Raw genomic sequence first — 23300 nt, forward strand, 5'->3', positions numbered from 1 at the left:
TGTGCGAGAGGTACATCTGCTGGTTGGTGGCCCCCTCACCGGTGAAGTGCACCATCAGGTAGCCGGGGTCGGCGGCGGCCGCCTGCTGGGGTGTGGTCAGGGACTGCGAGGTGAGGAAGAGGCCGAGTGCGACCAGTATCGCCGCGAGCCGGGTGAGAACCCTTGACATGCGCGTTTCCTGTCTTTGTGCGGGTGCCGGGACGGGGGGAAAGCGGAGGCCGGGTGCGTGACCGCGGGGTCGGTCACGTTTGTTCGAGATTACGGACATTGTTCGTAAAGTCGGCAAGAAGTTAGAGCGCGGTAAGAACGGGTGTCAAGAGGGGGAAGTCGAGAAAAACGGCGGGTGCCTTTGCGTGTCCTCGCGAAGCGGTCGGGGCGGGCGGTCGGGGTCGGGTCGGAGGCGGCGCAGGGCCGTACGCAGGGGAGACGCGCCGCGACGTCGCGCATAACGGAAACCGTCCAACGGAATGCGTCGAGGTGAATCGTCGGACCGGGGAGGGTGTGGGGCGGTGGCGGGGGAGCGACCCGAGCGGATCCGCCGGATTCGGCTCCTGGCACACTGTCGCCCGCGACAGATCGGCACGGCGACGGGACAGGTGAGGCTGGGTGCGCTCGCAGGACGCACGGGAGCGGTCGGACGTCGCCGTCGTCATGGCGGCGCGGGCCGGGGACCGGCAGGCCTCGGAACAGCTCGTACGGGACTCGCTGCCGCTGGTCTACAACATCGTCGGGCGGGCCCTGGACGGCCACAGCGACGTCGACGACGTGGTCCAGGAGACGATGATTCGGGTCCTGGACGGGTTGCCCGGGCTGGAGCGGCCGGATCGGTTCCGGGCCTGGCTCGTCGCCATCACCGTCCGGCAGATCCGTGACCGGTGGCGCAGGGGGCGGGCCTGGCTCACCGCGGAGCCCCTGGAGGAGGGCGCCCACGACACGGACCCGCAGGCCGACTTCTCCGACCTGGTGGTGCTCCGGCTCGCGCTGTCGGGCCAGCGGCGCGAAGCGGTCGAGGCGACCCGCTGGCTGGAGGACGAGGAGCGCGAGGTGCTCGCGCTGTGGTGGATGGAGCGCGCCGGCGAACTGACCCGCGGCGAGCTCTCGGCGGCCTGCGGCCTCGCGCCGCAGCATGCCGCGGTCCGCATCCAGCGGGCCAAGGAACGGCTGGAGACGGCGCGTGCCGTCGTCCGGGCCGTGACGGCCTCGCCGCGGTGCCCCGACCTGACCGCCGTGCTCGCCTCCTGGGACGGGCGGCCGTCCGGGCTGTGGCGCAAGCGGCTGGCGCGCCATGTCCGGGACTGCCCGCAGTGCCTGTCGAACTCGTCCGACCTCGTTCCGGCGGAGGGGCTGCTGGCCGGCCTCGCGCTGGTGCCGGTGCCGGTCGCGCTGACCGGTCTGGTGCTGGCCAGGACGCTGGGCACGGGCTCGGCCGGGGCGGCCGCCGGCGCGGGCGCGCGAACGACGGGCGGCGCGAGCCGCACGGCGGGCAACGCGAGCCGGGCGGCGCGGACGCTCGCCAAGCTGGCTGCAAAGCCCGCGGTGACGGCGGCCGCGGCCGCCGTCACGCTCGCGGCCGCCGGAGCCGCCTGGTACGCCACCGCCGGATCGCACGAGCCGGCCCCGCGCCCTGCCGTCGCGGCCCCGCCGTCGCCCGCCGTCCCGTCCGCGCAGCCGTCCCCGGGAGCGTCCGTCTCACGGACGGCGACGCCGACGTCCAAGCCGACGACATCGCCGTCGACGCAGGTGCCGGGGGCGGCCCCGACGGCGACGGCCGGGGCGCGGATCTCGGGGCGGCATGCCCTGCGGTCGGTCGACGACCGGGGGGACTACATGATCCGGTCCGGCCGATTCGGCGTCCTCGGCCCGGTCGGGGCGACCAGCTCCGCCGCCACCCGTCGGGCGGCCGCCTTCACGTTCGTTCCCGGCCTGGCCGACCCCCGCTGCTACTCGCTCAGGGACGCCGAGGGCAGGTATGTGCGGCACTACGCGTTCCGCATCCGGCTGGACGCCGACGACGGCTCCGCCATCTTCCGCAAGGACGCCACCTTCTGCCCGCGTTCCGGCTCCACGGCCGGCTCGATCTCCCTGGAGTCGTACAACTACCCCGGCCGCTATCTCCGCCACCGCGACGACCTCCGGCTGTGGCTCGACCCTTCCGAGAACACGGCCACGTACCGGGCGAGCCGTTCCTTCGTCCTGGTGGAACCCTGGAGCTGACGCCGAACGACCGTGCCTGCCCTGACAGCGTCGTGACGCTGCGTCAGGCATACGGGGAAGCGTGCAGGCTTGTTCGACCTATCGGACATTGTTCGCAAAGTATTGACGCTGCCTCGCGGCTCACCTCACACTCACGCAGCGCAGCGCAATGTCATACGGGCGGCACGTCAGCACCTCGGCCGAGGGCGTGACCCCCTTCTCCAGCATGCCTTCATCACAGGATGTGAACCCATGCACAGCGTGAGACTTCAAGGCCGTCGACGACGATGGCCGGCCGTGGTGGCCGCCGCCGCGCTCCTCGCGGGTATCGCCGGTCTGTCGGCCCCGGCCCGGGCGGCGGAGGTCACCGACGGTCTGGCGCTCTGGTACAAACTCGACGCGACCTCGGGCGCCGTGGCAGTGGACTCCTCGGGCAACGGACGTGACGGAACCGTCAACGGGGCCGCAGCCTGGTCGAGTTCAGGGCAGGGACTGGCGTTCAACGGCTCCGACACCTACATCAAGGTGCCGGACGGCATCCTGAGCGGCATGAACGCGGTCACCGTCTCGATGGACGTGCAGATCGACGCCGCCCAGGCCACGCCGTACTTCCTCTACGGCTTCGGCAACACCTCCGGCGGCGCCGGGAACGGGTACCTGTTCGCCACCGGCGACACCTTCCGGGCGGCCATCGCCTCCGGCGGCTTCTCCACCGAGCAGAACACCCGGACCCCGGCCGCGCTGCCGCGTTCGGTGTGGAAGCACGTCACCTACACCCAGAGCGGCACCACGGGCATCCTCTACCAGGACGGAGTGGAGGCGGCCCGCAACCCGTCGGTCACCGTCACGCCCGGTTCCATCGGATCGGGCGTCACCACCGCCAACTACATCGGCAAGTCCCTCTACAGCGCGGACAAGTTGTTCAAGGGCAGGATCCGCGACTTCCGCGTCTACAACCGCGCCCTGACGCCCGGTGAGGTCCTCGAGGTCAGCGGGAACACCACGGCGATCGCCGCGGTCGACGACCCCTCGCTGAAGATCGCCGCCCTCGTCGACGACGCCGCGAGCCGGATCACGCTGCCGCTGAAGGAGGGCACGGACCTCACCGCGCTCGCCCCGCAGTTCACCCTCACCCAGGGCGCGTCCATCAGCCCGGCCTCCGGCGTCGCGCGCGACTTCACGCACCCCGTGACGTACGAGGTGACGGGCTCCGACGGGGCGAAGCGCACCTGGACGGTCTCCGCGCAGATCATGAGGAGCCCGGTCCTGCCGGGATTCACCGCCGACCCGAACATCGTCCGGTTCGGCGACACCTACTACATCTATCCGACCGCCGACGGCTTCGCGAACTGGAGCGGTACGCAGTTCAAGGCGTACTCGTCCAAGGACCTGGTCCACTGGACGGACCGCGGCGTGGTCCTCGACCTCGGCCCCGACATCAGCTGGGCCAACAGCCGGGCCTGGGCGCCGACGGCGACCGCGAAGAACGGCAAGTACTACTTCTACTACTCCGCCGACACGAACATCGGCGTCGCGGTCGCCGACTCGCCCGCCGGCCCGTTCAAAGACCCCCTGGGCAAGCCGCTGATCGCCCGCGGCGCCCACGCCGGCCAGATGATCGACCCGGCCGTCTTCACCGACGACGACGGCCAGTCGTACCTGTACTGGGGCAACGGCCATGCCTACGTGGTTCCGCTGAACGACGACATGGTCTCCTTCGACCCCTCGAAGGTCACCGAGAGCACCCCGAGCGGCTTCCGGGAGGGCTCCTTCGTCATCAAGCGCCAGGGCGTCTACTACCTCATGTGGTCGGAGAACGACACCCGGGACGAGAACTACCGCGTCGCCTACGCCACCGGCCCCTCGCCCACGGGCCCGTGGACCAAGCGGAGCGTGATCCTGGAGAAGGACCTCTCGCTCGGCATCAAGGGCCCCGGCCACCACTCCGTGGTGCAGGTGCCGGGCACCGACGACTGGTACATCGCCTACCACCGCTTCGCCATCCCCGGCGGTGACGGCACCCACCGCGAAACCACCGTCGACAGAATGGAGTTCGACGCCGACGGCCTGATCAAGAAGGTCGTCCCCACGCTGAGCGGCATCGACCCGGTCTCCGCCGGCGTCACCCTGCCGACGGACACCACCCGCTCCCTCCGGTCGGTCAACTTCCCCGGCCGCTACGCCGTCGTACGGTCGGACAGCCTCGGCTACCTCGACCCGGTGACGTCCGCCAGCACCACGGCGGTCAAGCAGAGCGCCACCTTCACCGTCGTCCCCGGCCTGGCCGACGGCAGCTGCTACTCGTTCCGTGACGCGGCCGGCCGCTACCTGCGCCACAAGGACCTCCGCGTCCGCGCCGACGCGGGCAACGGCACGACGCTCTTCGCCAAGGACGCCACCTACTGCGCCCGGCAGGGCTCGGTCACCGGCTCGGTCTCCCTGGAGTCGTACAACTACCCCGGCCGCTACCTGCGCCACTACAACTACGAGCTGCGCCTCGACACCTACCAGGACAACGCCACCTTCCGCGCCGACAGTTCCTTCACACCGGTGAGCCCCTGGGCCTGACCGCGCCTTTCCGCCTCCCGGCCTTCACCCGCGGGCGGCGCGCAGCAGCAGACGGAGGGCTCCCGCGGGACACGACGTGCGGGGGCCCTTCGGCCGTGCGGGGACCCTGCCGCCGGGCGGGGGTCCCTGCGCGGTGCGGGCCCTTCCGCTTCCCGGCGGACCAAAGGGGCTGTCCTCCTCCCGAACCGGTCACAGGTCTTGTCACCGGTGCGGGAGACGTGCCAGTGTCCGGCCATGGTTACGTAACCATGGCCGGTTCACAAGGGTCCGAACCAGCTGTGTCCGGACCCGGACCCTGGTTCCTCACTGCCTCGGCTCAGGTGACGAACCCGCACTCCGCCCCGCGATTTCCGTCACTGGAGACGACATGACCAAGACCCCTACGAGGTCGAGAAGACTGGCCAGTGTGCTCATGGCCGGCTTCGGCGCGACACTCATGTTGCTGTCCGCCCCCGCGCCCGCCCTCGCCCGGCAGGCCGCCACGACGCAGGCAGGCTCGTACGCGCCGGCCAAGCCCGCGCCCAAGGGCGGTACGAGTGACTTCCGTGGGGTGAACTGGGCGGACCCGAGGGACAACTACGCCAGTGACGCCGTGGTGCCCAGCGGGCTGAAGGTGACCGACGACTACCGCACGGTGTACCGCACCGCCACCCGCATGGTGAGCGGCTTCAAGAAGAACCTCGGCGCCAACACGCTGCGCCTGCCGATCAACCCGGCGAGCGTGGGCACCACCTGGTGGAAGTCGTACCGGGCGACCATCGACGCGGCCACGGCCCACGGTGACAAGGTCATCGTCAGCTACTGGGAGGCCGACACCAGCAAGGACGGCCTGGTCGACGACACGGCCGCCTGGAAGAAGATGTGGAACACCGTGGTGCGTGCGTACAAGCACAACCCGCGCGTCTACTTCGAGCCCATGAACGAGCCGCACGGCTACACCCTGGACCAGTGGGTGTCCGTCACCAGCGGCTGGCTGGCCCAGCACAAGGACGTGCCGCGCGGCCGGGTCGTGATCAGCGGTACCGGCTACAACGACAACGTCACCGGCGTCGGCGCGGCCCGCGCACTGCGGGGGACGCTGCTGTCGCTGCACTTCTACGGCTTCTGGAACAAGTACACCCAGCAGTCGGACTGGACCGCCGACCTTGAGACCCGCCTCGGCAAGTACGCCGGCCGGACCATCATCGACGAGGCCGGCGCCCCGATGACCATCGGTCTGAACTACGGCGCGTGGAACGGCAACGTCTACACCTCGTACCTCGCGGCCGTGGCCAACACCGCCCGCAGCAAGGGGATGGGACTGGTGTACTGGCCGGGCCTGCGGTTCGGCGACGCCTACTCGATCGAGTCGCTGGACTCCAAGGGCAACCTGGTGGACAACAGCGCCACCGGAGTCGCACTGCTGCGCTGGGGCTACGGCTTCGGCAAGACCCCGCCGGTCAACAACCTGCCGCCCGCGCCTCCCGGTGAGGTCCTGCGCGGAGTGGGCTCCGGCCGCTGCGTCGACGTGCCCGGCTTCAGCACGGCCAACGGCACCCAGCTCGACCTGTGGGACTGCAACGACGGCGGCAACCAGACCTGGAACTGGAACGCGGGCAAGCAGCTCACCGTCTACGGCAACAAGTGCATGACGGTGGGAGGCACCGGAGCCACGGCGGGGGACCCGGTGGTCATCTCCGACTGCACCGGCGCGACGGCACAGCAGTGGAACGTCAACGCGGACCTCTCGGTGACGAGCGTCGCGAACCCGGGCCTCTGCCTGGACGCGGCCGGCGCGGGCACCGGCAACGGCACGTCGGTCGACGTCTGGCACTGCAACGGAAGCACCAACCAGCAGTGGGCCAGGAGCTGACGCCCCCGCCCGACCTCTGATCCTCTCCCCACCGCGCGGGCCCGGCGAGCACCCTCGCCGGGCCCGCACCGGTCAGCGCCGCCGTGCTTCGCCCCGAGGCGAGGGCGGCGGCGCTCCGGTGCTCGCGCGGACGATCAGCCGGGTCGGGACCAGGGTCTTGTCGATCAGGTCGGGCCCGGTCCGGCCGATCTTGTCCAGCAGTTTCTGCAGGCTGAGCCGGCCGACCGCCGCGAAGTCCTGCCGGACGGTGGTCAGCGGCGGCCAGAAGGCCTGGGTCTCCTCCATGTCGTCGAACCCCACGACGCTGACGTCCTCGGGAATCCGGCGGCCGAGCTCGTGCAGGGCACGCATGACACCGAGCGCCATGTGGTCGTTCGCGGCGAAGATCGCCGTGACCTCCGGCCTCTGCCCCAGAGTCAGCCCGTGCAGGTATCCGGACCGGGTGGTCCAGTCGCCGTACAGCACCGGTGGCGGGACGATGCCGGACTCCTCCAGCGTGCGCCGCCAGGACTCGACCCGGTGGGCCGCGGAGAACGAGGTCGGGGGACCGGCGACGTGCCACACCTGGCGGTGGCCGAGTTCCAGCAGGTGTTCCGTCGCCTGACGGGCGCCCTGCGCCTGATCGGTGTCCACCACGGTGTAGCCGGGGCCGGTGTCGGAGTCGACGACCACCATCGGAACCCCCGGGGGGAGGCTGAACTCCGCGTCGTCCAGGAGATGCGCCTCGAAGACGAGGATCACCCCGTCGACGGCCGCCTCGCTGAGCCGGTCGTAGGCGCCCGACAGCCTGCCCATCGTCGGGTCCGGCACGGGGATGAGGGTGACCGCGTACTTGGCGCGCGCCGCTTCCTTGGCGATGGCGTCGAGCGTGCGCGTGTTGCCGAACGTCCTGAGCGTGAAGGTGATGACGCCGATCGTGTTGAACCGCCCGCTCTTGAGCGCGCGTGCGGCTCCGTTCGGCCGGTAGCCGAGTGCCTGCATCGATTCCACGACCCGCTGCCGGGTCGCCGGGTCGACGTTGGCGTGGCCGTTGGACACGCGTGAGACCGTCTGCGGTGCGACACCGGCGTGACGGGCGACGTCCGCCATCGACGGCCGGGGCCGTCCGGACCTGGACCTGTCCCCCATCGCCATGATCCCCTGTTTCCCTGTTTCTCTGTTTCCCGTTCCCGGTTTCCCCTGTTTCCCGGGCCCTGAGGACAGCCTAGGCCCACTTCGCGGAGGCCTGCGGCGCGAGGGCGCGAGGGCGCCCTCGCCGGGAATGCGCGCGGGACCGCGGGTCAGCACCGGGCGGCTTCGCCGAGGGCCCGCCGGTAGGCCAGTTCGTCGTCCTCGCCGAACACGGCGAACACGACGCGGTCGAAACGGCCGGGGTGGGCGTCCAGCCAGTCGCCGACCGTGCGCAGCGCGACGGGGGCGGCCTCGCTCCCGGGGTAGCCGAAGACGCCGGTGCTCACGGCGCAGAAGGCGACGGTGCGGACGGCCTCCACCTCGGCGGCGAGGTCCAGACAGGCACGGTAGGAGGAGGCGAGCGCCAACGCGTCGTCGGCCCGTGCACGGCCGTCGACGATCGGGCCGACCGTGTGCAGGACGTACCGGGCCGGCAGGTGGTAGCCCCGGGTGATCTTGGCCGTCCCGGCAGCCTCGGGTGCGCCCTGCAGCGTCATGATCGTGTGGCAGTCGTCGCGCAGGCGGGGTCCCGCGGCGTTGTGGAAAGCGTTGTCGATGCAGGGGTGCAGCGGGCGGAAGCAGCCCAGCAGGGCACTGTTGGCGGCGTTGACGACGGCGTCCGCGTCCAGAACGGTGAGGTCTCCGCGCCACAGCACGGTCCGGCGTCCGGCCGGGAAGGCGAATCCGGGGAACTGTTCCGCGATCGTGGGCAGACTCTCGACCCGGACGGTCGGCCGTAGCAGGCGCTCCCCGCCGAGGACCGCGTCCACCGCTTCGTCCACGCCGTCCGGCAGCGGGCCGGGATCGCGGACGGTCAGCACCGCGCGCAGCAGCTCGCGGGCCGTCGCCGCGTCCATGCCGTCGAGGTCCGCCGGCGAATCGGCCCGCATCCCCAGGCGGGCAGCGGCCGGATCGGAGGCGAGCAGGCGCAACGCCGTGCGGACGTGGGCGTCCAGCCGGCCGGCGGCCGCGGCGGCTGCGGCCGGCCGCAGGGGCTCGTCCAGCGCGACGGCCTCGCGGTAGGCGGTCAGGGGCAGCGAAGCGGGCCGCGGCCTCGTCCCGGCGGGGACCTCGGGCTCGGTGTGGGGCGCGTTCATCGAGGGCTCCGGGTGGGGGTGTGCGGACGGGCCGTGCCGTCGGCCCGGCGTGTGCACGTCGGCGTGCGCACGCCGGGCCGTCGGCGGGGGTCGGAGCTGTTCGAGCGTGCCGACGTGCAGCTCGCCGATCCGACCCTCGACCGTCTCGTGGATCCGGCAGGCGCGATCAGAACAGGCCGTTGCCGTGGGGCAGTTCGGTGGGCACGGGCGCGATGACGTCCCAGTGCTCGACGATCTTGCCGTCGGCGATGCGGAAGAGGTCGTAGTAGGCGACCGCGACGCCGAACTCGCCCTCGGACTGCGTCAGGACGAAGTCGCCTTCGGCGATGACCTTGTGGACCTTCTTGTAGACGAGGTTCTTGCCCTGCTCGGCCCACTTGGCGGCGGCCGCCCCGAAGCCGTCGAGTCCGTCGGCGGCGTCGGTGTTGTGCTGGTGGTAGGTCTCGGTGGAGATGTAGTCGGTGAGCACCGAGTAGTCGGCGCCGACGAGGACCTTCTCGGCGAACGCGGTCACCAGGGCGCGGTTCGCCTCGGTGCTGTCGGGGTCGGCGACCGCGGCCGGGCCGTCGGTCTGGGAGCGGCCGGAGAGGGTGTTCTCGACCTTGGGGGTCAGGGCGTCCCAGTGCTCGGCCAGCTTGCCGTCGGCGTCGACGTGGAAGACGTCGAAGCCGACGAGCGGGACGGGGCCGAAGCCGTGGTAGATGCCGTGCAGGGCGACGAGGTCGCCGTCGGCGATGACGCGGGCGCCTTCGTAGCGGAAGTCCTCGCCGAGGCCGGCCACGAGTGCGCGCAGAGCCTCGGGGCCGTCGGCGGCGAGGGCGCTGTGCTGCGTGTAGTCCGCGGCGACCCAGCGGTCCACGGCGGTGGGGTCCTTGTCGCCGAACAGTTCCGAGAGGGCCTGGAGGACGGCGTTCTTCGCGTTGCTCATGACGGTCTTCCTTGCGTGGGGTACCTGCGCCGGGATGAGCCGGCGGTCGAGTGGTGATGTGTTCAAACTAGGTCGCGAGGAGAGGGTCGGTCGGGGCAAGAGAGGACTCTCGATGTTCAAAAGTCGACCCTGGTGTCCTTGGGGCACCCACATGTGTCAGGTCCGGGCGGCGCGCACGACGTCGGCGAGGGGCGTGGCGGGGCGGCCCGTGAGGCGGTGCACGGCGTCGCTGACGCCGTCGAGTTCCCCGGCCGCGATGGCCGTGTAGGTGGACACCCAGGCGTCCAGCTGCCACGGCGGGGCGCCGTAGGAGGCGCGGGAGGCGTAGGCCTCCTCGAGGGTCTCCGGCCGGTAGACCACCGTGCGTCCGAGCTGCTCCGACAGGATCACGGCCGCTTCTTCCAGGGTCAGGGACTCGGGGCCGGTCAGGTCGTAGGCGACGCCGGCGTGGTCGTCCGGACGGGAGAGCACCGCGGCGGCCGCGTCGGCGATGTCGTCCTGGCCGACGAACGCGGCACGCCCCTGTCCGGCCGGGCCGCGGATGACGCCGTCCTCGCCGACCAGGTCGGGGACGAACTCGGCGTAGAGGTTGTCCCTGAGGAACGTGTGCGCGAGTCCGCTCGCCCGGATGTGCTGCTCGGTGTGGAAGTGGTCCCGCGCCAGGGTGAAGGCGGCGTCGGGGGCCGCGCCGTAGAAGGAGAGGTACACCAGATGGCGCACGCCCGCCGCTGCGGCGGCGTCCACGAACGCCTTGTGCTGGGCGAGGCGGTCGGCGCTCTCGGAGGCGGACACCATGAAGACGGTGCGGATGCCCGCGAGGGCCTCGCCCACCGCGGCACGGTCGGCGTAGTCGCCGCGCACGGCCGCCGCGCCGGGAAGCCGCGGAGCCCGCTCGGGGCGGCGGACCACCAGCGTCTGCGGGAGCCCCCGCGCGGCGAGCCGCCGGGCCACCCGCCCGCCGAGACGGCCGGTGGAGCCGGTGACCGCGATCGCGGGTGCGGCGGGTGCGGCGGAGGAAGCGGATGCTCCGGGTGCTGCTGATGCGTCGGACATGACGTGGGTCTCCTCGCGTGGTGACGTGGGTGCTCCGCCGGAAGCCGTCAGCGCTCGAGCCGGTCGAGGAACCGGTCCGCCCCGAGGGGAACGGACAGGGCCCGCTCGCCGAGGTCTGCGGGTACGTCGGGGTGCAGGGGGTTGATCCGGACGAGGCGGGCCCGGGGCGTCCGGCGCACCACGTCCTCCATGGGCAGCCGGATCACCCCCGGGGTATTGAATCCGGCGCCCAGTTCCAGGACGAGCAGGGTGCTGTCCGTGGGCGCGTCGTCGAGCCACCGCACCAGCCGCCGTCCCGTCGGCAGATAGTCCCGGTCGACGAACTCGGGACCGACCCGGACGTTGGGGAAGACGTCGGCGCCGCAGTTCGGGCACCGCGGCAGCGCCCGGGGGTCGGTCACCCGGCCGGTCTCACGGTCGTAGACCGCGAGGATCCGGTCGAGGAACGGTTTGCTGGGCCAGGTCTCAGGGGTGCACGGGACGGTGCACTGGAGGCGCCCGTAGTCGCCCTGCGGGGTGAAGACCCGGTCCGCGGCGAAGCCGCTGCGGGCGAACAGGGCGTCGACGTTGGACGTCACCACCCAGTGGTCGCGCTCGCCCACCAGCGTCCTCAGTCGTCGGTACAGCGGGTTGGGCCCGGGGCTGTGACGGATGTCGTCGATGTGGACGGCCCAGTACCCCCACATCATGTCCTTCGGCAGGGGCGTGCCGAACAGGTAGCGGGAGCGCAGACCGAGCCGGTGGAGCCCCGGCAGCAGTTCCCTGAAGCGTTCGGCGTCGCCGTAGTCGTAGCCGGCCGCCGCGCTCAGACCGGCGCCGGCCGCGACCAGGACCCGGTCGGCCTCCTCCAGCCACCTGCGGACCGTCTCGGCCGTCACCCGTCCCTCCAACTGCATCGCCGTTCGCGTCCTTTCCGTTTTCCGCCAGGACAGGCGGAATCCGCCGCTTCGGCGGTACGACCAACGTAGAAGGACGACAGTGCGCATCCCGATAAACTTGTGACTGATGATGGCCAAAACCCGACACGGCGCCTCGAAGGAGATCCTCGAGATCCCCTTCGCCGCGCCCGCGGGCACCCCGGCCGGAATCGAGGTCATGTCACTGGCCGAGCTGCGCCGCCGCGTCGCCGCGCCCACCCTGGGCCGGCCGCAACGCCCCGACTTCCACCACCTGCTCACCCTCTCGACGGGCGACCTCCGGCACACCGTCGACTTCGCCGGCCATGTGCTGCGGCCCGGGTCCTGGCTGTGGGTGCGCCCGGGACAGGTGAACCAGTGGGGCGACCTCGGCGGGGCCGAGGGCACGCTGATCCTCTTCCGGCAGGACGCGCTCGACGCGGCCACCGCGACGGCCGCCCGGGTCGACGACCCGCACGCACCCGTCGTCACCACTCCCGTCGCCGACGACGCGCAGGCCCTGACCATGGCCGCGGAGCATCTGAGCCGCGAGTTCCAGGCGCTCGGCCACCTCCCGCTGGAGGTGCACATGGCGGCCCTGCGTCATCTGCTGGCGGTCCTGCTGCTGCGGCTCGCCCACCTCACCGTCCCGGTCGGCGGCGCCGTACCGGACCCCGACGAGACGTACCTGCGGTTCCGCGACGCGGTCGAGCGGGACTTCACCCGCACCCGGCGGGTCGAGGACTACGCTCGCACGCTCGGCTATTCGGGCCGCACCCTGTCCCGGGCGACGTTGGCCGGCGCCGGGCTCAGCGCCAAGGAGTTCGTCGACCGCCGGGTCGTGCTGGAGGCGAAGCGGCTGCTGGCGCACGGCGACCGGACCGCGGCCCAGATCTCCGACCAGCTCGGCTTCGTCAACCCGTCCCAGTTCAGCAAGTACTTCCTGCACCGCACGGGTCAGTCTCCGATCGAGTTCCGCAACGGCGTCCGCGGGCGGGGCGACGGCTGACCCGCCCCCGCCACCGACCAGGACGCCGCGGAGGGACCTGTCACGCTCCCGGTGCGGGCGGACCCGTCAGACCGGGCGGTGACCGTCGTCGACGAGCTCAGGGCCGGGCCGGCCGGACGACAGCCGTGCGCAGCAGCCCGGGCAGCCAGGGGCAGGTCACGGACTCGCACGACTGTGCGCCGCGTTGCGGTTGGCGACACGTACGCGGGCGACGGCCCTCACGTTCAGTGATGCCGCCGGTCTGTACCCGCTAGACCAGGCTGGTGTTCCAGTCCAGTTGGCGGGTGAGGTCGTCGTCGCCCGGGCGGGGCGGGGGCGGGGCGCCCGTGGGGCGGGGTACGGGGGTGTGGGCGCCGCGGGAGATGTTGCCGCTGACGGTGGTGTTGTGCTCCACGCGGGGGCGGCGGAGCGTCTCGTAGAGGGTGAGCGCGGACTCGTGGTCCGGGGCGTCGCGCAGGCACTTCGCGAGGATCACCGCGTCCTCCAGGGCCATCGACGCGCCCTGTCCGGTCGCGGGGGAGGCCGCGTGCGCCGCGTCGCCGATCAGCAGCGTGCGGCCCGAGCGCCACGGCGTGCCGTTGGGGATCTCGGTGGCGTCGGTGACCAGCACGGCCGCCTTGGTGGACGCGACGATGTCCGCGGCGGGCGTGCGGTCGGCGCGCAGCAGCGCGACGAGCAGGTCCCGCCAGTGGCCGGGGCCCGCGTCCGCGATCTCGCCCGCGCTCAGCGGCCCTGCTGCGTCGACGCGGGCGAACCAGGAGGTCTCCCCGCCCGGTGACGTCATGTGGCCGAAGGCGACCGCGCTGCCGCGGATCATGGTGATGCACGCCGTCTCGTCGACGCCGCTCACCGGAGCGTCGGCGGTGTAGCCGTAGAAGACGCGCTGTCCCGCGTGACACGGCGCCGCGGTGGGGGCGATGGTCCGGCGGACGGTGGAGTTCAGGCCGTCCGCGCCGAGCAGCAGGCCGCCGGTGGCCGTACCGCCGTCCGCGAAGTGCGCGGTGACGCCCTCGGGGCCGTCCTCGACGGCGACGAGACGCGCGCCGTGGACGATCTCGACGCCCCGCCGGACGGCCTCCGCCTGCAACGCCGCGCTGAGCTCGCCGCGGCGCAGGCACCGGTACCGCAGCCGGGGGTCGCCGGCCTCCCCGAGCGGGACGTGGGCCGTCTCGGCGCCGGTCGCGTCCACCACGCGCATCGAGGTGAGCGGGAAGCCGAGCGGGGTCACCGCGTCCGACGCGTCGATCTGCGCCAGCGCCCGCAGCCCGTTGCCCGCGAGGGTGAGGAAGGCGCCGACGTCCTCGGCGGAGTCCGGGTGCGCCTCGTACACGACGGGGTCCTGCCCTGCCTTCCGCAGCGCCAGTGCCGCCGCGGCGCCGGCGATCCCGCCGCCGATGACCAGTACGCGCGCCATGCCTCTCCCCGCTCTCTCCGTGTACGGACGTGCACGGATCGTCCTGTCCGCGATCCTGTGCGGGGGAACGTCCGGGCGGTGGCCGGGAGTTCCCCGGCGTCAGCGCCCGAGGGACGCCAGCAGCGCCGCGAGCTGCCGCAGCGGCTCCGGGCCGACGACGCGCAGGACGACGGTGTCCGCGCCGGAGGCGTGCAGGGCGCGCACGTCGTCGGCGGCCTGCGCGGGGGCGCCGGAGACGGTGAACACCTCGTCCTGCGGGCGGCCGAGCCATGCGCCGTGGCCCTCGGTGTGCGGGTGCAGGGTGCGCGCCACGTCGTCGGCGTCCTCGCCCACGCAGGCGAACGACAGCACGGTCAGGGAGTGGTCGGGGCCGGCGCCGCCCTTGGCGGTCAGGGCCCGGGTGTTCTCCAGGTCGCTCGGTCCGTGGCCCTCGGCGATCAGCACGCCGTCCGCGACCCGCCCGGCCAGTTCCAGGGAGCGGGGCCGGACGACGCCCGCGACCACCGGCGGGACCTCGGCGGGCGGATGCACCAACGTGACGCCGTCCAGGCGCACTTCGCGGCCGTCCAGCTCGACGCGCTCGCCGCGCAGCAGCGCGCGCACGGAGGTGATCGTCTCCTCCAGCAGGGCCAGCGGCGACCGGGGGGCGACGCCGACCGACTCCATCCACTCGCGCACCCCGTGCCCGACCCCGGCGACCAGCCGTCCGGGGAACACGCGGGCCAGCGTGGCCAGTTCCATGGCCAGCAGTGCGGGGCTGCGCAGCGGGGCCGGGGCGATGCCGATGCCGACCCGGATGCGTTCGGTGGCTCCCAGCGCCACGGCCGCCGCCGACACCCCGCCGTTCCACCCGAGGTCCTCGACCACCCACAGGTCGTCCACGCCGAGCGCCTCGGCCTCCCGCGCGAAGCCGGGCAGCCCTTCGGGGGCCCAGTCCCGGTCGTACATGACACCGATCCGTACGTTCGTCATGCCCGGAACCTATGCGGCGGGCGACGGGCCGATCAACGGGGTATCGGCCCGGCGACGGCAGCGCGCCGGGCCTGCGGCGGTACGGGAGCGCCGGCCGCGCGGCGGGCGCCGGCCGTGCTCAGCGGAATCCGCTGTGGCTGGTCCTGCTGTGAGGGCAGTGCGCGCACTCGTGCGCGTGATGCGGCTTGGACGCGAATTCGGTGCAGACGCACCGCAGGCATCCTGTGCTCACGGGGGGCTCCGTGAAGCGGCCCGCGGCGATCAGCCGTGCCGTGGCGGTCTCCGAGACGCTGCGGATCCGTTCCTCGAGGTCGGCGAGTTCCGCGTCGTTCAGCTCGTACGCCTTCTTCTGCTCGCCCGTGAGTTCGACTTGACGGGTCATCATCCCTCCCACGGAAGACGGGACGGCTCGCTCGCTTCCATGGTCGCCCCGCCGGTGGCCGCCCGCATGTCGATCTCTGGAGGGCTCAGGCGCCCAGCGGGTTCAGGGTCAGCGGTTCGATCTTGCCCTCCAGCATCGCGCCGAGGCCCTGGGCGGCGCAGATGTCGGGGCGTTCGGCGATGTGCACCGGCATCCCGGTGGCCTGGCGCAGCATCTGGTCGAAGCCCGGCAGCAGGGCGGACCCGCCGACCATCATGATCCCGCGGTCGGCGAGGTCGGCGACCAGGTCGGGCGGGCATTCCCGCAGCACCCTGCCGATGCCGTCCAGGACGGCTGTCAGCGGGGTCTCGATGGCGTCGCGCACGGCCGCGGTGTCGACCTGCACGGAACGGGCGAGACCGGTGGCGACGTCCCGTCCGTGGATCTCGGTGGAGGCGGGCCCGTGCGGGGTGAGGCCGTTGCCGGAGAGGGCGAGCTGCAGGGGTCGTACCGACTGGCTCGGCAGCATCAACTCGTGCTCATGGCGCAGGTGTTGCACGATCGCGTGGTCCACCGCCTCGCCGCCGACCGGGATGCGTTCGGCGGTCACGATCGAACCGAGGGAGAGGACGGCGACCTGGGTCGCGGCGGCACCGCACACCATGATCATGGTGGCCTCCGGCCGCTCGACGGGCAGCCCGCAGCCCACGGCGGCCGCGATGAGGGTGTCGACGAGTTCGACGCGACGGGCGCCGAGGCCCACCAGGGTCTCGATCGCGGCGCGCTGGGCGAGCGGGTCGGCGTCGTGCGGGGTGCATGCGGCGGCCCGCAGGAAAGGCTTGCGGCGCAGCTGCCGTCGGATCTTGTCGCCGATGAGATGGCGCAGCATGCGCTGCGCCATCTCGATGTCGACGACCGTGCCGCCGGAGACCGGGCGCACCACGCGGATGTAGTGCGGGGTGCGCCCGGTCATCTTCTCGGCGAACTCGCCGACCGCGATCAGCGCGCCCGTGCGGGTGTTCACGGCGGCGGCGGACGGCTGGTCGACGACCAGCCCGGCCCCCTTCACATAGACCCGCGTCCGCGCCGCCCCCAGGTCGACGGCGAAGTGGCAGCGGCGCAGCTGCTCCAGACTGGCGGTCATGGCAGGTCCTCCCGAGAGCGCAGACCGTGGGGGCCGCCGGTCGGCAGGCCTCCCTACGCATCGTGCGGGGACGCGGACGGGGCCGCCCCTTCAGGTGGGCCGGGCGGGGCGCGGCTGAATGGGGGTTGTTCGGCACGCACCGCATCCACGGCCCGCACCGCACCCACGGCACGCACGCGAGCACGGCATCCACGGCCCGCACTGCAGGTACGGCACCCGCGGCACGCCCTGTGCGCGTGGCACACACCGTGCGGCCGTCCGCCGTCGTCAGCCGGGGCCGGCCCCGGTCCGCCCCCGTGCCACGAGCCGGCGCTGCCGCGCGCCCCGTCCCCCCGGATATGCCCGTACGCCTGGATTCGCTCCGTGCCCCGTACCCGCCCGTGTCCCCTGTCCCCCCGCGCCCCCTGTCCCCGCCGCGTGCTCGCGCTCGCGTCCGCGTTCGTGCCGGTGCCGGTGCCGGTGCCGGTGCCTGTGCCGGTGCGGTCAGGCGAAGATGCCCTGGCCCGGGGCCAGGATCCCCCGCGGGTCGTAGGTGCACTTGGCCGACTGCAGGCCCGCCCACGCCGGCCCGAAGTGCGCCTGCCAGTCCGCGGGGGTGAGGGGGATGCTGCCGACGGGGTAGTGCGTGCCGCCGGCCGCCGCGACCCTGTCGTAGGCGGAACGGTTGACGGCCAGGAGGCGGTTGACGGCGGCCGTGTCGTCCGGCGCGGCCGCGCTGAGGACGTCGAAGAGGTACGACACGTCGTCGTCCGAGGTGCGCAGCAACGGGGTGGTGAGGCGGTCGCGCAGCAGGGGGTAGAAGAGGATGACGGCGCCGGGGCCGACGTCGGCCGGGGTGAGACCGTCCAGCACCTGTGAGCCGAGGGCCGCGGCGGACGTGCCGGGGAGCATCAGGTTCAGCCAGGGGTGGGCGAACCCCCAGATGCCGGCCTCCTTCATGGCGGCGATCAAGGGGGACAGCCGGTCGAGGAAGTCGAAGTAGGGCTGGTCGGCGATCTGCACGGTGGCCGGGTCGTGGCGCAGGCCGCGCAGCAGGGCCGCGTCGTCGGGGGCGGGTCCGGCCGGCGGGCCGTAGGCCACCGCTTCCAGGACGTGGACCTTGAACGCGCCGGAGGCGTCCGGGTGGACCTGGCCCTCGACGTAGTCGAAGCGGCCCTCCCGGACGAGGACGCGCTGGTCGTCGAGGAAGGTCGTCAGGTCGCCGTAGGTCAGCTGGTAGCGGCGCACGGTCGTGGGCGCGGGCACCAGGCGCAGCGTGGCCTCGACGATGACGGCGCACTGGCCGAGGCCGGCCAGCACGGCGCGGAAGAGGTCGGACCGGCGGGTCGGGGAGCAGCGCACCAGTTCGCCCGCGCCGGTCACGACCTGCAGTTCCACCACGTTGTCGACCTGGGCGCCGACCCGGTGGGCCTGGCCGCCGAGGCCGCCCACGGACAGCGTGCCGCCGACGGAGAGCTCGAGGTAGTCGGTGAACACGGGCGGGGTCAGGCCCTGGGCGAGGGTGGCCCGGGCGACGGTGCTCCACTTGGCGCCGGCGCCCACGGTGATCGTCCTGGACGCCGTGTTCACGGAGCCGACGGCCGCGAGCGGCGCGGTCTCGATGACGAGGCCGCCCTCAGCCTGCGCCTGGCCGAAGGGGGAGTGGCCCTGGCCGCGCGGTGCGACCGGCAGCCGGTGGTCGTTGCAGAAGCGGAGCATGGTGACGACGTCGCGCACCGAACCCGGGCGCAGGACCGCCGCCGGTCGGCGGTGCACGATGTGCCCGTAGTCGTCGGCGGCGGCGGTGAGCGAGGGGGCGTCCGTGAGGAGCGTTCCGTCCAGCCGCGGGACCTTGGCGAGGGTCGCGGACGTCGACGGGGTCGAGGACGCGGCGGACGCCGAAGACGCGGACGCGGTCTCGGACTCGGCGGCGGTCGCGGCCCAGGAGCGGGACGCGGTGTCGAAGGCGACCACCGCCGCTCCGGTGACCGTGAGTCCGCGCAGAACGGTACGTCGGGACGGTGTGCGGGACATGCGCAATTCCACCTCTCGATCTTCATGAAATCTTCAAAACCCCGACAGCGTAAGCCAGTTCATGTCAGCTGGGCTGGTCCGGACCGCGTTTCACGACCGGTGATTTCCGCGCGCCGCGCCCCGCCGCTACAGGGCGCGGGCGGCTTCCAGCACCGGCGTGAGGGAGGGGACGGTCACATCGCAGCCGGCGTCGAGCAGCGCCTGCTCGACGGTGGGGTTGCGGGCGAGGCCGACGAACCGCAGACCGGCCGCCCGGGCGGCGGCCAGCTCGGCGGGCGTGGAACCGATCATGAGGCCGGCGGCGGACGCGTCCAGCTGCCGCAGCGCGCGCTGCACGCAGTGCGGGTCCGGCATGAGCCGCTCGAGCGCGTCGCCACGGCCGTGCACACCCGCGAGGAGCGGGAGCCGGTAGGGGTCCAGCCGGCTGTGGACGGCCTGTTCGCAGACGTCGGTGACCACTCCCACCCGGCGTCCGGCATCGTGCAGGGTGCGCACCAGGACGACCGAGTGGTGGGTCGCGGGCGCGTCCGGGACGGCGTCCAGCTCCAGCCGGTCCAGGCGGTCCCGCAGGAGAGGGCCCATCGGGTCGTGGGCGAACGCCCGCAGCACGTCCAGCGGATGCACGAACAGCTCCCGGCCCACCGCGCCGGGATCGCCCGCCGGACGGCCCGCGAAGGCGTCCTCGGGGTCGCGGTGTTCGGTGACGACGCGGAGCAGGTCGAGTGCGGCGGCGCGGGCGGTCGTCGCCGTGAACAGCCTGGTCAGCGGTCCGTCGAAGCCGAACAGCACCGCGTCCGACTCGGCGAGCAGGGCATCCAGCGGGCGGCCGGCGGCGGCCGGCCGGGGCGTCTCGGGAAGCGAGGCGTGTTCCGGCGCGAGAGTGACCGCGCAGGTCACGGCCAGCCCGGGCACCGGCCACCGGCCGAGCTGGGAGGCGACCGCGCGCCGGGCGCCGGCCGACCGCCGGACGGAGTGGCGCCGGGTGATCCGCGCCCCTTCCGCCAGCAGGTGCGCCCGCAGCCGCTCGGACACGCCGTCGGCCTCCGCCCGCACGAACGCCACCGGGTCGGCCACCCGCCAGGACAGCTCCACGGCCGCGGCGAAGTCGCCCTTGCCGGAACTGGGCAGCGAGAGGCGGTGGACGGTGTGCTGGGGAGTGAGGTCGACCTCGTAGTACGTGGCCGGGCCGGGCGGGCGGCCGCCGTACGGGTCGGCGGGGTTGAGGAGCGTGAGGGGGCCGTCGGGACGCGTGTGCACGATCGCGGTACGGCCGGGGGCGGGTATGCCGAGCTGCCGCAGATCGGCGGTGAGCAGGGGCCCGCGCACCAGGTCGCGGGCCTCGTCCTCGGGGCGCGGCGGGGGCAGCGGGCAGTTCCAGGCGAGCGGCGGGCCGTCCGGGGCGTCGCCGTACAGCGGGCGGAAGCGGTGCGGTCCGGAGGCGGCGGAGCTGCGGGCGAACGCGTCGTAGAGGGCGGGCGGGACGGTGAGGAGGACGGGGGAGGCGTCGGCGGCCTTCTCCGGACGCGGGAGCGGGCGTGGGCGTGGGAGGGCGCGGGATCGCGGCGACGGGACGGGGCCCTCCGCTTCGTGCGTTCCGTCCGTGCCCTCCGCTCCGTCCGAGTCGTCTGTTCCGTCCGGGCCGTCCTGGAACGTCACCCGCAGGAGCGGCGGTTCGGGCAGGTCGGCGAGGGGGCCCGGGAGCCAGCGCAGGGCGGCGGCGAGGACCGGGAGGAGGTAGGCGCCGGGCCGGATCCGGACGGCGTAACCGTCGTCGCGGACGTGGATCTCGTAGTGCCGGCGGGCGAGGCCGCCCCGGGCGAGCACCTCGTGGACGGCCACTTCGAGCGTGATGCGGGTCTCGGGCCGGGCGGCGAGGTCGGCGGAGGTCTCGAAGCGCAGGACCGTGCCGTGGACGCCGTCGTCGCCGCGCGGCTCTCGCGTCGTCTCCTGAGGGTGGCCGGCGAGTCGTCGCACGGTCTCCTCCCGCACCGTCGCGAACGCCGTGCCCGGCTCGCCGGCCCCGGGGCCGGCGGTCGTCGTCGCCTCCGCGCGGAACTCGCCCGCGGTCAGACCTGCCTGCTCGTCGATCAGGCCGCCGATGTGCGCCAGGAGTTCGCGGGTGCGGCCGCGGGTCGACCGCGGGAGGGTGCGCAGCAGCAGGTCGCGCACACCGGGCCGGAAGTCGTACGAGCCGGGCGGCCCGGCGGCGGTGGTGAGCATGCCGCTGAGAATCACCTCGGCGAGGTGCTGCGGGCGCGGATCGCGGTTCACCGCGCGCTGGACCAGCCGCATCACCGGCACCGAGGGGACGGCGAGGGCCAGATGACCGGCCAGCCGGAAGGCCTCCGGGGAGGCGGTGGCCCGGAAGCGCAGAACCAGGTCCTGGGCGGACGGCGGGGCGGGGCCGGGGTCGGTCGCGCCGGCGGGCTCGGGCGGCACGGGGGCCGGGGGCAGCCAGGCCGCCGCGCCGGGCGTGCGGGCGCCGCCGGGACCGGCGACCAGCGCCGCCCAGTTGGCGAGCCAGGGAGCGCCGGGCTCGAGCACGGGCAGGGGCAGCGCCGAGGGCGGCGGGGCCGGGGCGTCGGGGTCGTAGGGGGTGAACGCGAGGGCGGAGAGCGGGGCGGCGGTGGCGGGGGAGGAGAGAAGGCCCGGTTCGGCGGTCAGCGCCGTGGCTGACCACAGGTGTTCCGGCAGCGGCTGGACGACGGCCAGCGGCATCCGGGTCGCCCAGTGCCGCAGGGCGGCGAACCAGCGCTCGCCCGCCGGACCGGGCCGCCACTGCGGGCCGGTGCAGTCGCTGACGACGAGCGTGACCGTCCGCCCGTCCGCCGTGTCGGGGACCTGCCGGGCCCGGCCGTCCGGTGTGGCGGGGTGCAGGGTGACCGTGCGGAAGACGCCCGACTGGGCGAGCACGGTGTGCAGTTCCCGCACGAGGGGCCGCCACACCGGCATCGTCGGGCCCGTGTCGTGGACGAGGCTCAGACGCAGCCAGCGGTCGTGTGCGGGACGCAGGACGGGCAGCCAGACGTCCGGGTGGGCGCCCAGCCGGGCGATGCGGTCGGCGGTCGCGCGCTCGTCGAGGAGGCGGGCGCGTGCCGCGGGCACCGTCCGCTTCAGCGGGCGCAGGGCGCGCTGCAGGGCCAGGGGGCGGGGGAGCATCGGGGGCGCGGGCGCGAGGAGGCGCCGGGCGGCGCCGGGTTCGGCGGGCGCCGGGGCCGTCGGACCGGTGGCGGCCTCGGGGGCCGGAAGACGCAGCGGGACGCGGTCGGCGGGCGGGACGGCTGGGGCCGTCCGGGCGGGCGGTCCCGTCCGCTCGGCCGCAGTCGGCGCGGTCACGGGGACCGTCTCCTGCGGCGGGACGTCGCCGTCCCGCGGCGGCGCGCCGCCCGCCGGTCCCGCGCCCTCCTTGGCCGTCACGCCGTCCGACTGCGCGGCCAGCCACAGCAGTTCGGCCAGTTCGTGAGGGGTGGGCGCGGCGCCGGCCGTCGCCGTCAGCAGCGCGGTCAGCCGCTGCAGGGCGGACGTGTCGGCGCGCGCCGCCGCCGACGGCGCCTCCTCAGAAGCCATCGCCGTCCGCCGTGGCGCTGAGATACGGCATCAACTGCTCGGCCAGTTCGTCGCGGGAGGCCGCGTCGAGTCCGGTGACGCCGGTGAGGTAGAGGGCGTTCAGCAGCTGGTCGGTGGCGAGCTCGCCGCCGGCCGCACGGGTCAGGAACCGGTCGATGAGACGCTCCGCCTCGCCGGGCGGGGTGTCCAGGTGGGCGCGGACGATGTCGGTGAGCTGTTCGCGGCCGGGGCGGCGCAGCTTCAGCCGCACGCAGCGGCGCAGGAAGGCGGGCGGGAACTCGCGCTCGCCGTTGCTGGTCAGCACGACGAAGGGAAAGGCGCGGCAGCGGACCCGGCCGCGGCCGACGACGACCGGGACGTCCGAGCCGTCGGCCAGCACCTCGGCCGTGGCCGCCTCGTCGGTGGCCTTGCCTGCGGGGTGCCGGGCGGCGCGCATCAGCTCGGGAATCTCGTACTGGCCCTCCTCCAGGACGTTCAGCAGGTCGTTGGGAAGGTCGAGGTCGCTCTTGTCGATCTCGTCGACCAGCAGGGCGCGGGGCCGCTCATAGGGGAGCAGGGCGGTGCCGAGCGGGCCGAGGCGCAGATGGTCCTCCACCGCGCCCCGGGCGGGTTCCTCCCCGGCGGCCTCCGCCCGTTCGCGCCACGCCGCCTGCCGGGCCGCGTAGAGCCGGGACAGCGGGTCGTACTGGTAGAGGCCGTCGGCCAGCGTGGAGCGGCTGGTGATGTTCCACCGCAGCACCGGGCCGAGGCCCAGCTCGCGGGCGACCGCGTACGCCAGCGAGGACTTGCCGGTGCCGGGCGGGCCGGTGACCAGCAAGGGGCGGCGCAGCACGAGGGCCGCGTTGACCAGCTGGACGCTCTCCGGGGTGGCGACGTACGCGCGGGCGCGGTGGACGCGGTCCGGTGAGACGGCCGTCTCGTCGTCGCCGTCCCCGGGCGGCGGCACGACGGGCCCGCCGTCGAACGCCCGCCAGGGCGGCGGCGCGGGGAGCCGGTCGATGCCGTCGTGCGGCTCGCTGTTCCCGGTGTAGACGGACCAGTGCGGCATGGTTCTCCGAAACTC

General features: G+C 73.5%; 16 protein-coding genes and 1 pseudogene. 4 read left to right on the plus strand and 13 right to left on the minus strand.

The window, feature by feature from the left end; translation table 11 throughout:
• Window positions 1-169: pseudogene (locus ACH4ZA_RS30685) on the minus strand (1,4-beta-xylanase); the annotation flags it as partial.
• A 437-nt stretch (window positions 170-606) separates the two neighbouring features.
• On the opposite strand from ACH4ZA_RS30685, the gene ACH4ZA_RS30690 reads away from it, so the two are divergent.
• From ACH4ZA_RS30690 to ACH4ZA_RS30700, 3 genes are all read left to right on the plus strand, one after another.
• Window positions 607-2214 (plus strand): sigma-70 family RNA polymerase sigma factor, encoded by a 1608-nt coding sequence (locus ACH4ZA_RS30690; RefSeq protein ID WP_398432586.1) that lies wholly within the window; start codon window positions 607-609, stop codon window positions 2212-2214.
• Between the two features lie 276 nt (window positions 2215-2490).
• Entirely contained in the window at window positions 2491-4761 is a 2271-nt protein-coding gene (locus ACH4ZA_RS30695; RefSeq protein ID WP_319281299.1) for a family 43 glycosylhydrolase, read from the plus strand.
• A 367-nt stretch (window positions 4762-5128) separates the two neighbouring features.
• On the plus strand, window positions 5129-6613 hold the full coding sequence (locus ACH4ZA_RS30700; RefSeq protein ID WP_319281298.1) for a ricin-type beta-trefoil lectin domain protein: 1485 nt from the start codon (window positions 5129-5131) through the stop codon (window positions 6611-6613).
• A 72-nt stretch (window positions 6614-6685) separates the two neighbouring features.
• On the opposite strand, the gene ACH4ZA_RS30705 is transcribed toward ACH4ZA_RS30700, so the two are convergent.
• The 5 genes from ACH4ZA_RS30705 to ACH4ZA_RS30725 form a co-directional block, all read right to left on the minus strand.
• On the minus strand, window positions 6686-7702 hold the full coding sequence (locus ACH4ZA_RS30705) for a LacI family DNA-binding transcriptional regulator (protein ID WP_398432633.1): 1017 nt from the start codon (window positions 7700-7702) through the stop codon (window positions 6686-6688).
• Between the two features lie 191 nt (window positions 7703-7893).
• Entirely contained in the window at window positions 7894-8880 is a 987-nt protein-coding gene (locus ACH4ZA_RS30710) for a macro domain-containing protein (RefSeq protein WP_398432587.1), read from the minus strand.
• A 166-nt stretch (window positions 8881-9046) separates the two neighbouring features.
• Entirely contained in the window at window positions 9047-9808 is a 762-nt protein-coding gene (locus ACH4ZA_RS30715; protein WP_398432588.1) for a nuclear transport factor 2 family protein, read from the minus strand.
• A 156-nt stretch (window positions 9809-9964) separates the two neighbouring features.
• Window positions 9965-10861 carry an SDR family oxidoreductase gene (locus ACH4ZA_RS30720; RefSeq protein WP_398432589.1) on the minus strand — a complete coding sequence of 299 codons (897 nt, stop codon included), beginning with the start codon at window positions 10859-10861 and terminating at the stop codon, window positions 9965-9967.
• A gap of 47 nt (window positions 10862-10908) precedes the next feature.
• Complete coding sequence (locus ACH4ZA_RS30725) at window positions 10909-11757, minus strand: NAD-dependent protein deacetylase of SIR2 family (RefSeq protein ID WP_398432590.1); 849 nt, start codon at window positions 11755-11757, stop codon at window positions 10909-10911.
• Window positions 11758-11866: 109 nt separating this feature from the next.
• Here ACH4ZA_RS30725 and ACH4ZA_RS30730 point away from each other — a divergent pair, with 109 nt between their 5' ends.
• Window positions 11867-12766 (plus strand): AraC family transcriptional regulator, encoded by a 900-nt coding sequence (locus tag ACH4ZA_RS30730; protein ID WP_319281291.1) that lies wholly within the window; start codon window positions 11867-11869, stop codon window positions 12764-12766.
• 250 nt (window positions 12767-13016) lie between these two features.
• On the opposite strand, the gene ACH4ZA_RS30735 is transcribed toward ACH4ZA_RS30730, so the two are convergent.
• The 7 genes from ACH4ZA_RS30735 to ACH4ZA_RS30765 form a co-directional block, all read right to left on the minus strand.
• Window positions 13017-14180 (minus strand): FAD-dependent oxidoreductase, encoded by a 1164-nt coding sequence (locus tag ACH4ZA_RS30735; RefSeq protein WP_398432591.1) that lies wholly within the window; start codon window positions 14178-14180, stop codon window positions 13017-13019.
• A gap of 99 nt (window positions 14181-14279) precedes the next feature.
• A complete protein-coding gene (locus tag ACH4ZA_RS30740; protein ID WP_398432592.1) occupies window positions 14280-15152 on the minus strand; it encodes an LLM class flavin-dependent oxidoreductase in 873 nt (290 codons plus the stop codon).
• Window positions 15153-15270: 118 nt separating this feature from the next.
• Window positions 15271-15537, minus strand: coding sequence for a hypothetical protein (locus tag ACH4ZA_RS30745; RefSeq protein WP_319281288.1), 267 nt, complete (start codon window positions 15535-15537; stop codon window positions 15271-15273).
• Between the two features lie 82 nt (window positions 15538-15619).
• The gene (locus ACH4ZA_RS30750) at window positions 15620-16657 is read right to left on the minus strand and encodes a rod shape-determining protein (RefSeq protein WP_319281287.1); all 1038 of its coding nucleotides are present in this window, start codon (window positions 16655-16657) and stop codon (window positions 15620-15622) included.
• 483 nt (window positions 16658-17140) lie between these two features.
• Window positions 17141-18670 carry an FAD-binding protein gene (locus ACH4ZA_RS30755; RefSeq protein ID WP_398432593.1) on the minus strand — a complete coding sequence of 510 codons (1530 nt, stop codon included), beginning with the start codon at window positions 18668-18670 and terminating at the stop codon, window positions 17141-17143.
• 126 nt (window positions 18671-18796) lie between these two features.
• Entirely contained in the window at window positions 18797-22237 is a 3441-nt protein-coding gene (locus ACH4ZA_RS30760; RefSeq protein WP_398432594.1) for an SAV_2336 N-terminal domain-related protein, read from the minus strand.
• Window positions 22227-23285 (minus strand): AAA family ATPase, encoded by a 1059-nt coding sequence (locus tag ACH4ZA_RS30765; RefSeq protein WP_398432595.1) that lies wholly within the window; start codon window positions 23283-23285, stop codon window positions 22227-22229. Before ACH4ZA_RS30765 ends, ACH4ZA_RS30760 begins: the two co-directional genes overlap by 11 nt.
• Window positions 23286-23300: the final 15 nt, after the last annotated feature.

Source organism: Streptomyces sp. NPDC020597, from assembly GCF_044335095.1.
Taxonomy (GTDB): domain Bacteria; phylum Actinomycetota; class Actinomycetes; order Streptomycetales; family Streptomycetaceae; genus Streptomyces.

Bases quoted from the DNA above. Each gene is read 5' to 3' on its own strand.
- ACH4ZA_RS30700 (WP_319281298.1), top strand. From the start codon at position 5,129: ATGACCAAGACCCCTACGAGGTCGAGAAGACTGGCCAGTGTGCTCATG.
- ACH4ZA_RS30705 (WP_398432633.1), bottom strand. From the start codon at position 7,702: ATGGCGGACGTCGCCCGTCACGCCGGTGTCGCACCGCAGACGGTCTCA.
- ACH4ZA_RS30710 (WP_398432587.1), bottom strand. From the start codon at position 8,880: ATGAACGCGCCCCACACCGAGCCCGAGGTCCCCGCCGGGACGAGGCCG.
- ACH4ZA_RS30715 (WP_398432588.1), bottom strand. From the start codon at position 9,808: ATGAGCAACGCGAAGAACGCCGTCCTCCAGGCCCTCTCGGAACTGTTC.
- ACH4ZA_RS30720 (WP_398432589.1), bottom strand. From the start codon at position 10,861: ATGTCCGACGCATCAGCAGCACCCGGAGCATCCGCTTCCTCCGCCGCA.
- ACH4ZA_RS30725 (WP_398432590.1), bottom strand. From the start codon at position 11,757: ATGCAGTTGGAGGGACGGGTGACGGCCGAGACGGTCCGCAGGTGGCTG.
- ACH4ZA_RS30730 (WP_319281291.1), top strand. From the start codon at position 11,867: ATGATGGCCAAAACCCGACACGGCGCCTCGAAGGAGATCCTCGAGATC.
- ACH4ZA_RS30735 (WP_398432591.1), bottom strand. From the start codon at position 14,180: ATGGCGCGCGTACTGGTCATCGGCGGCGGGATCGCCGGCGCCGCGGCG.
- ACH4ZA_RS30740 (WP_398432592.1), bottom strand. From the start codon at position 15,152: ATGACGAACGTACGGATCGGTGTCATGTACGACCGGGACTGGGCCCCC.
- ACH4ZA_RS30745 (WP_319281288.1), bottom strand. From the start codon at position 15,537: ATGATGACCCGTCAAGTCGAACTCACGGGCGAGCAGAAGAAGGCGTAC.
- ACH4ZA_RS30750 (WP_319281287.1), bottom strand. From the start codon at position 16,657: ATGACCGCCAGTCTGGAGCAGCTGCGCCGCTGCCACTTCGCCGTCGAC.
- ACH4ZA_RS30755 (WP_398432593.1), bottom strand. From the start codon at position 18,670: ATGTCCCGCACACCGTCCCGACGTACCGTTCTGCGCGGACTCACGGTC.
- ACH4ZA_RS30760 (WP_398432594.1), bottom strand. From the start codon at position 22,237: ATGGCTTCTGAGGAGGCGCCGTCGGCGGCGGCGCGCGCCGACACGTCC.
- ACH4ZA_RS30765 (WP_398432595.1), bottom strand. From the start codon at position 23,285: ATGCCGCACTGGTCCGTCTACACCGGGAACAGCGAGCCGCACGACGGC.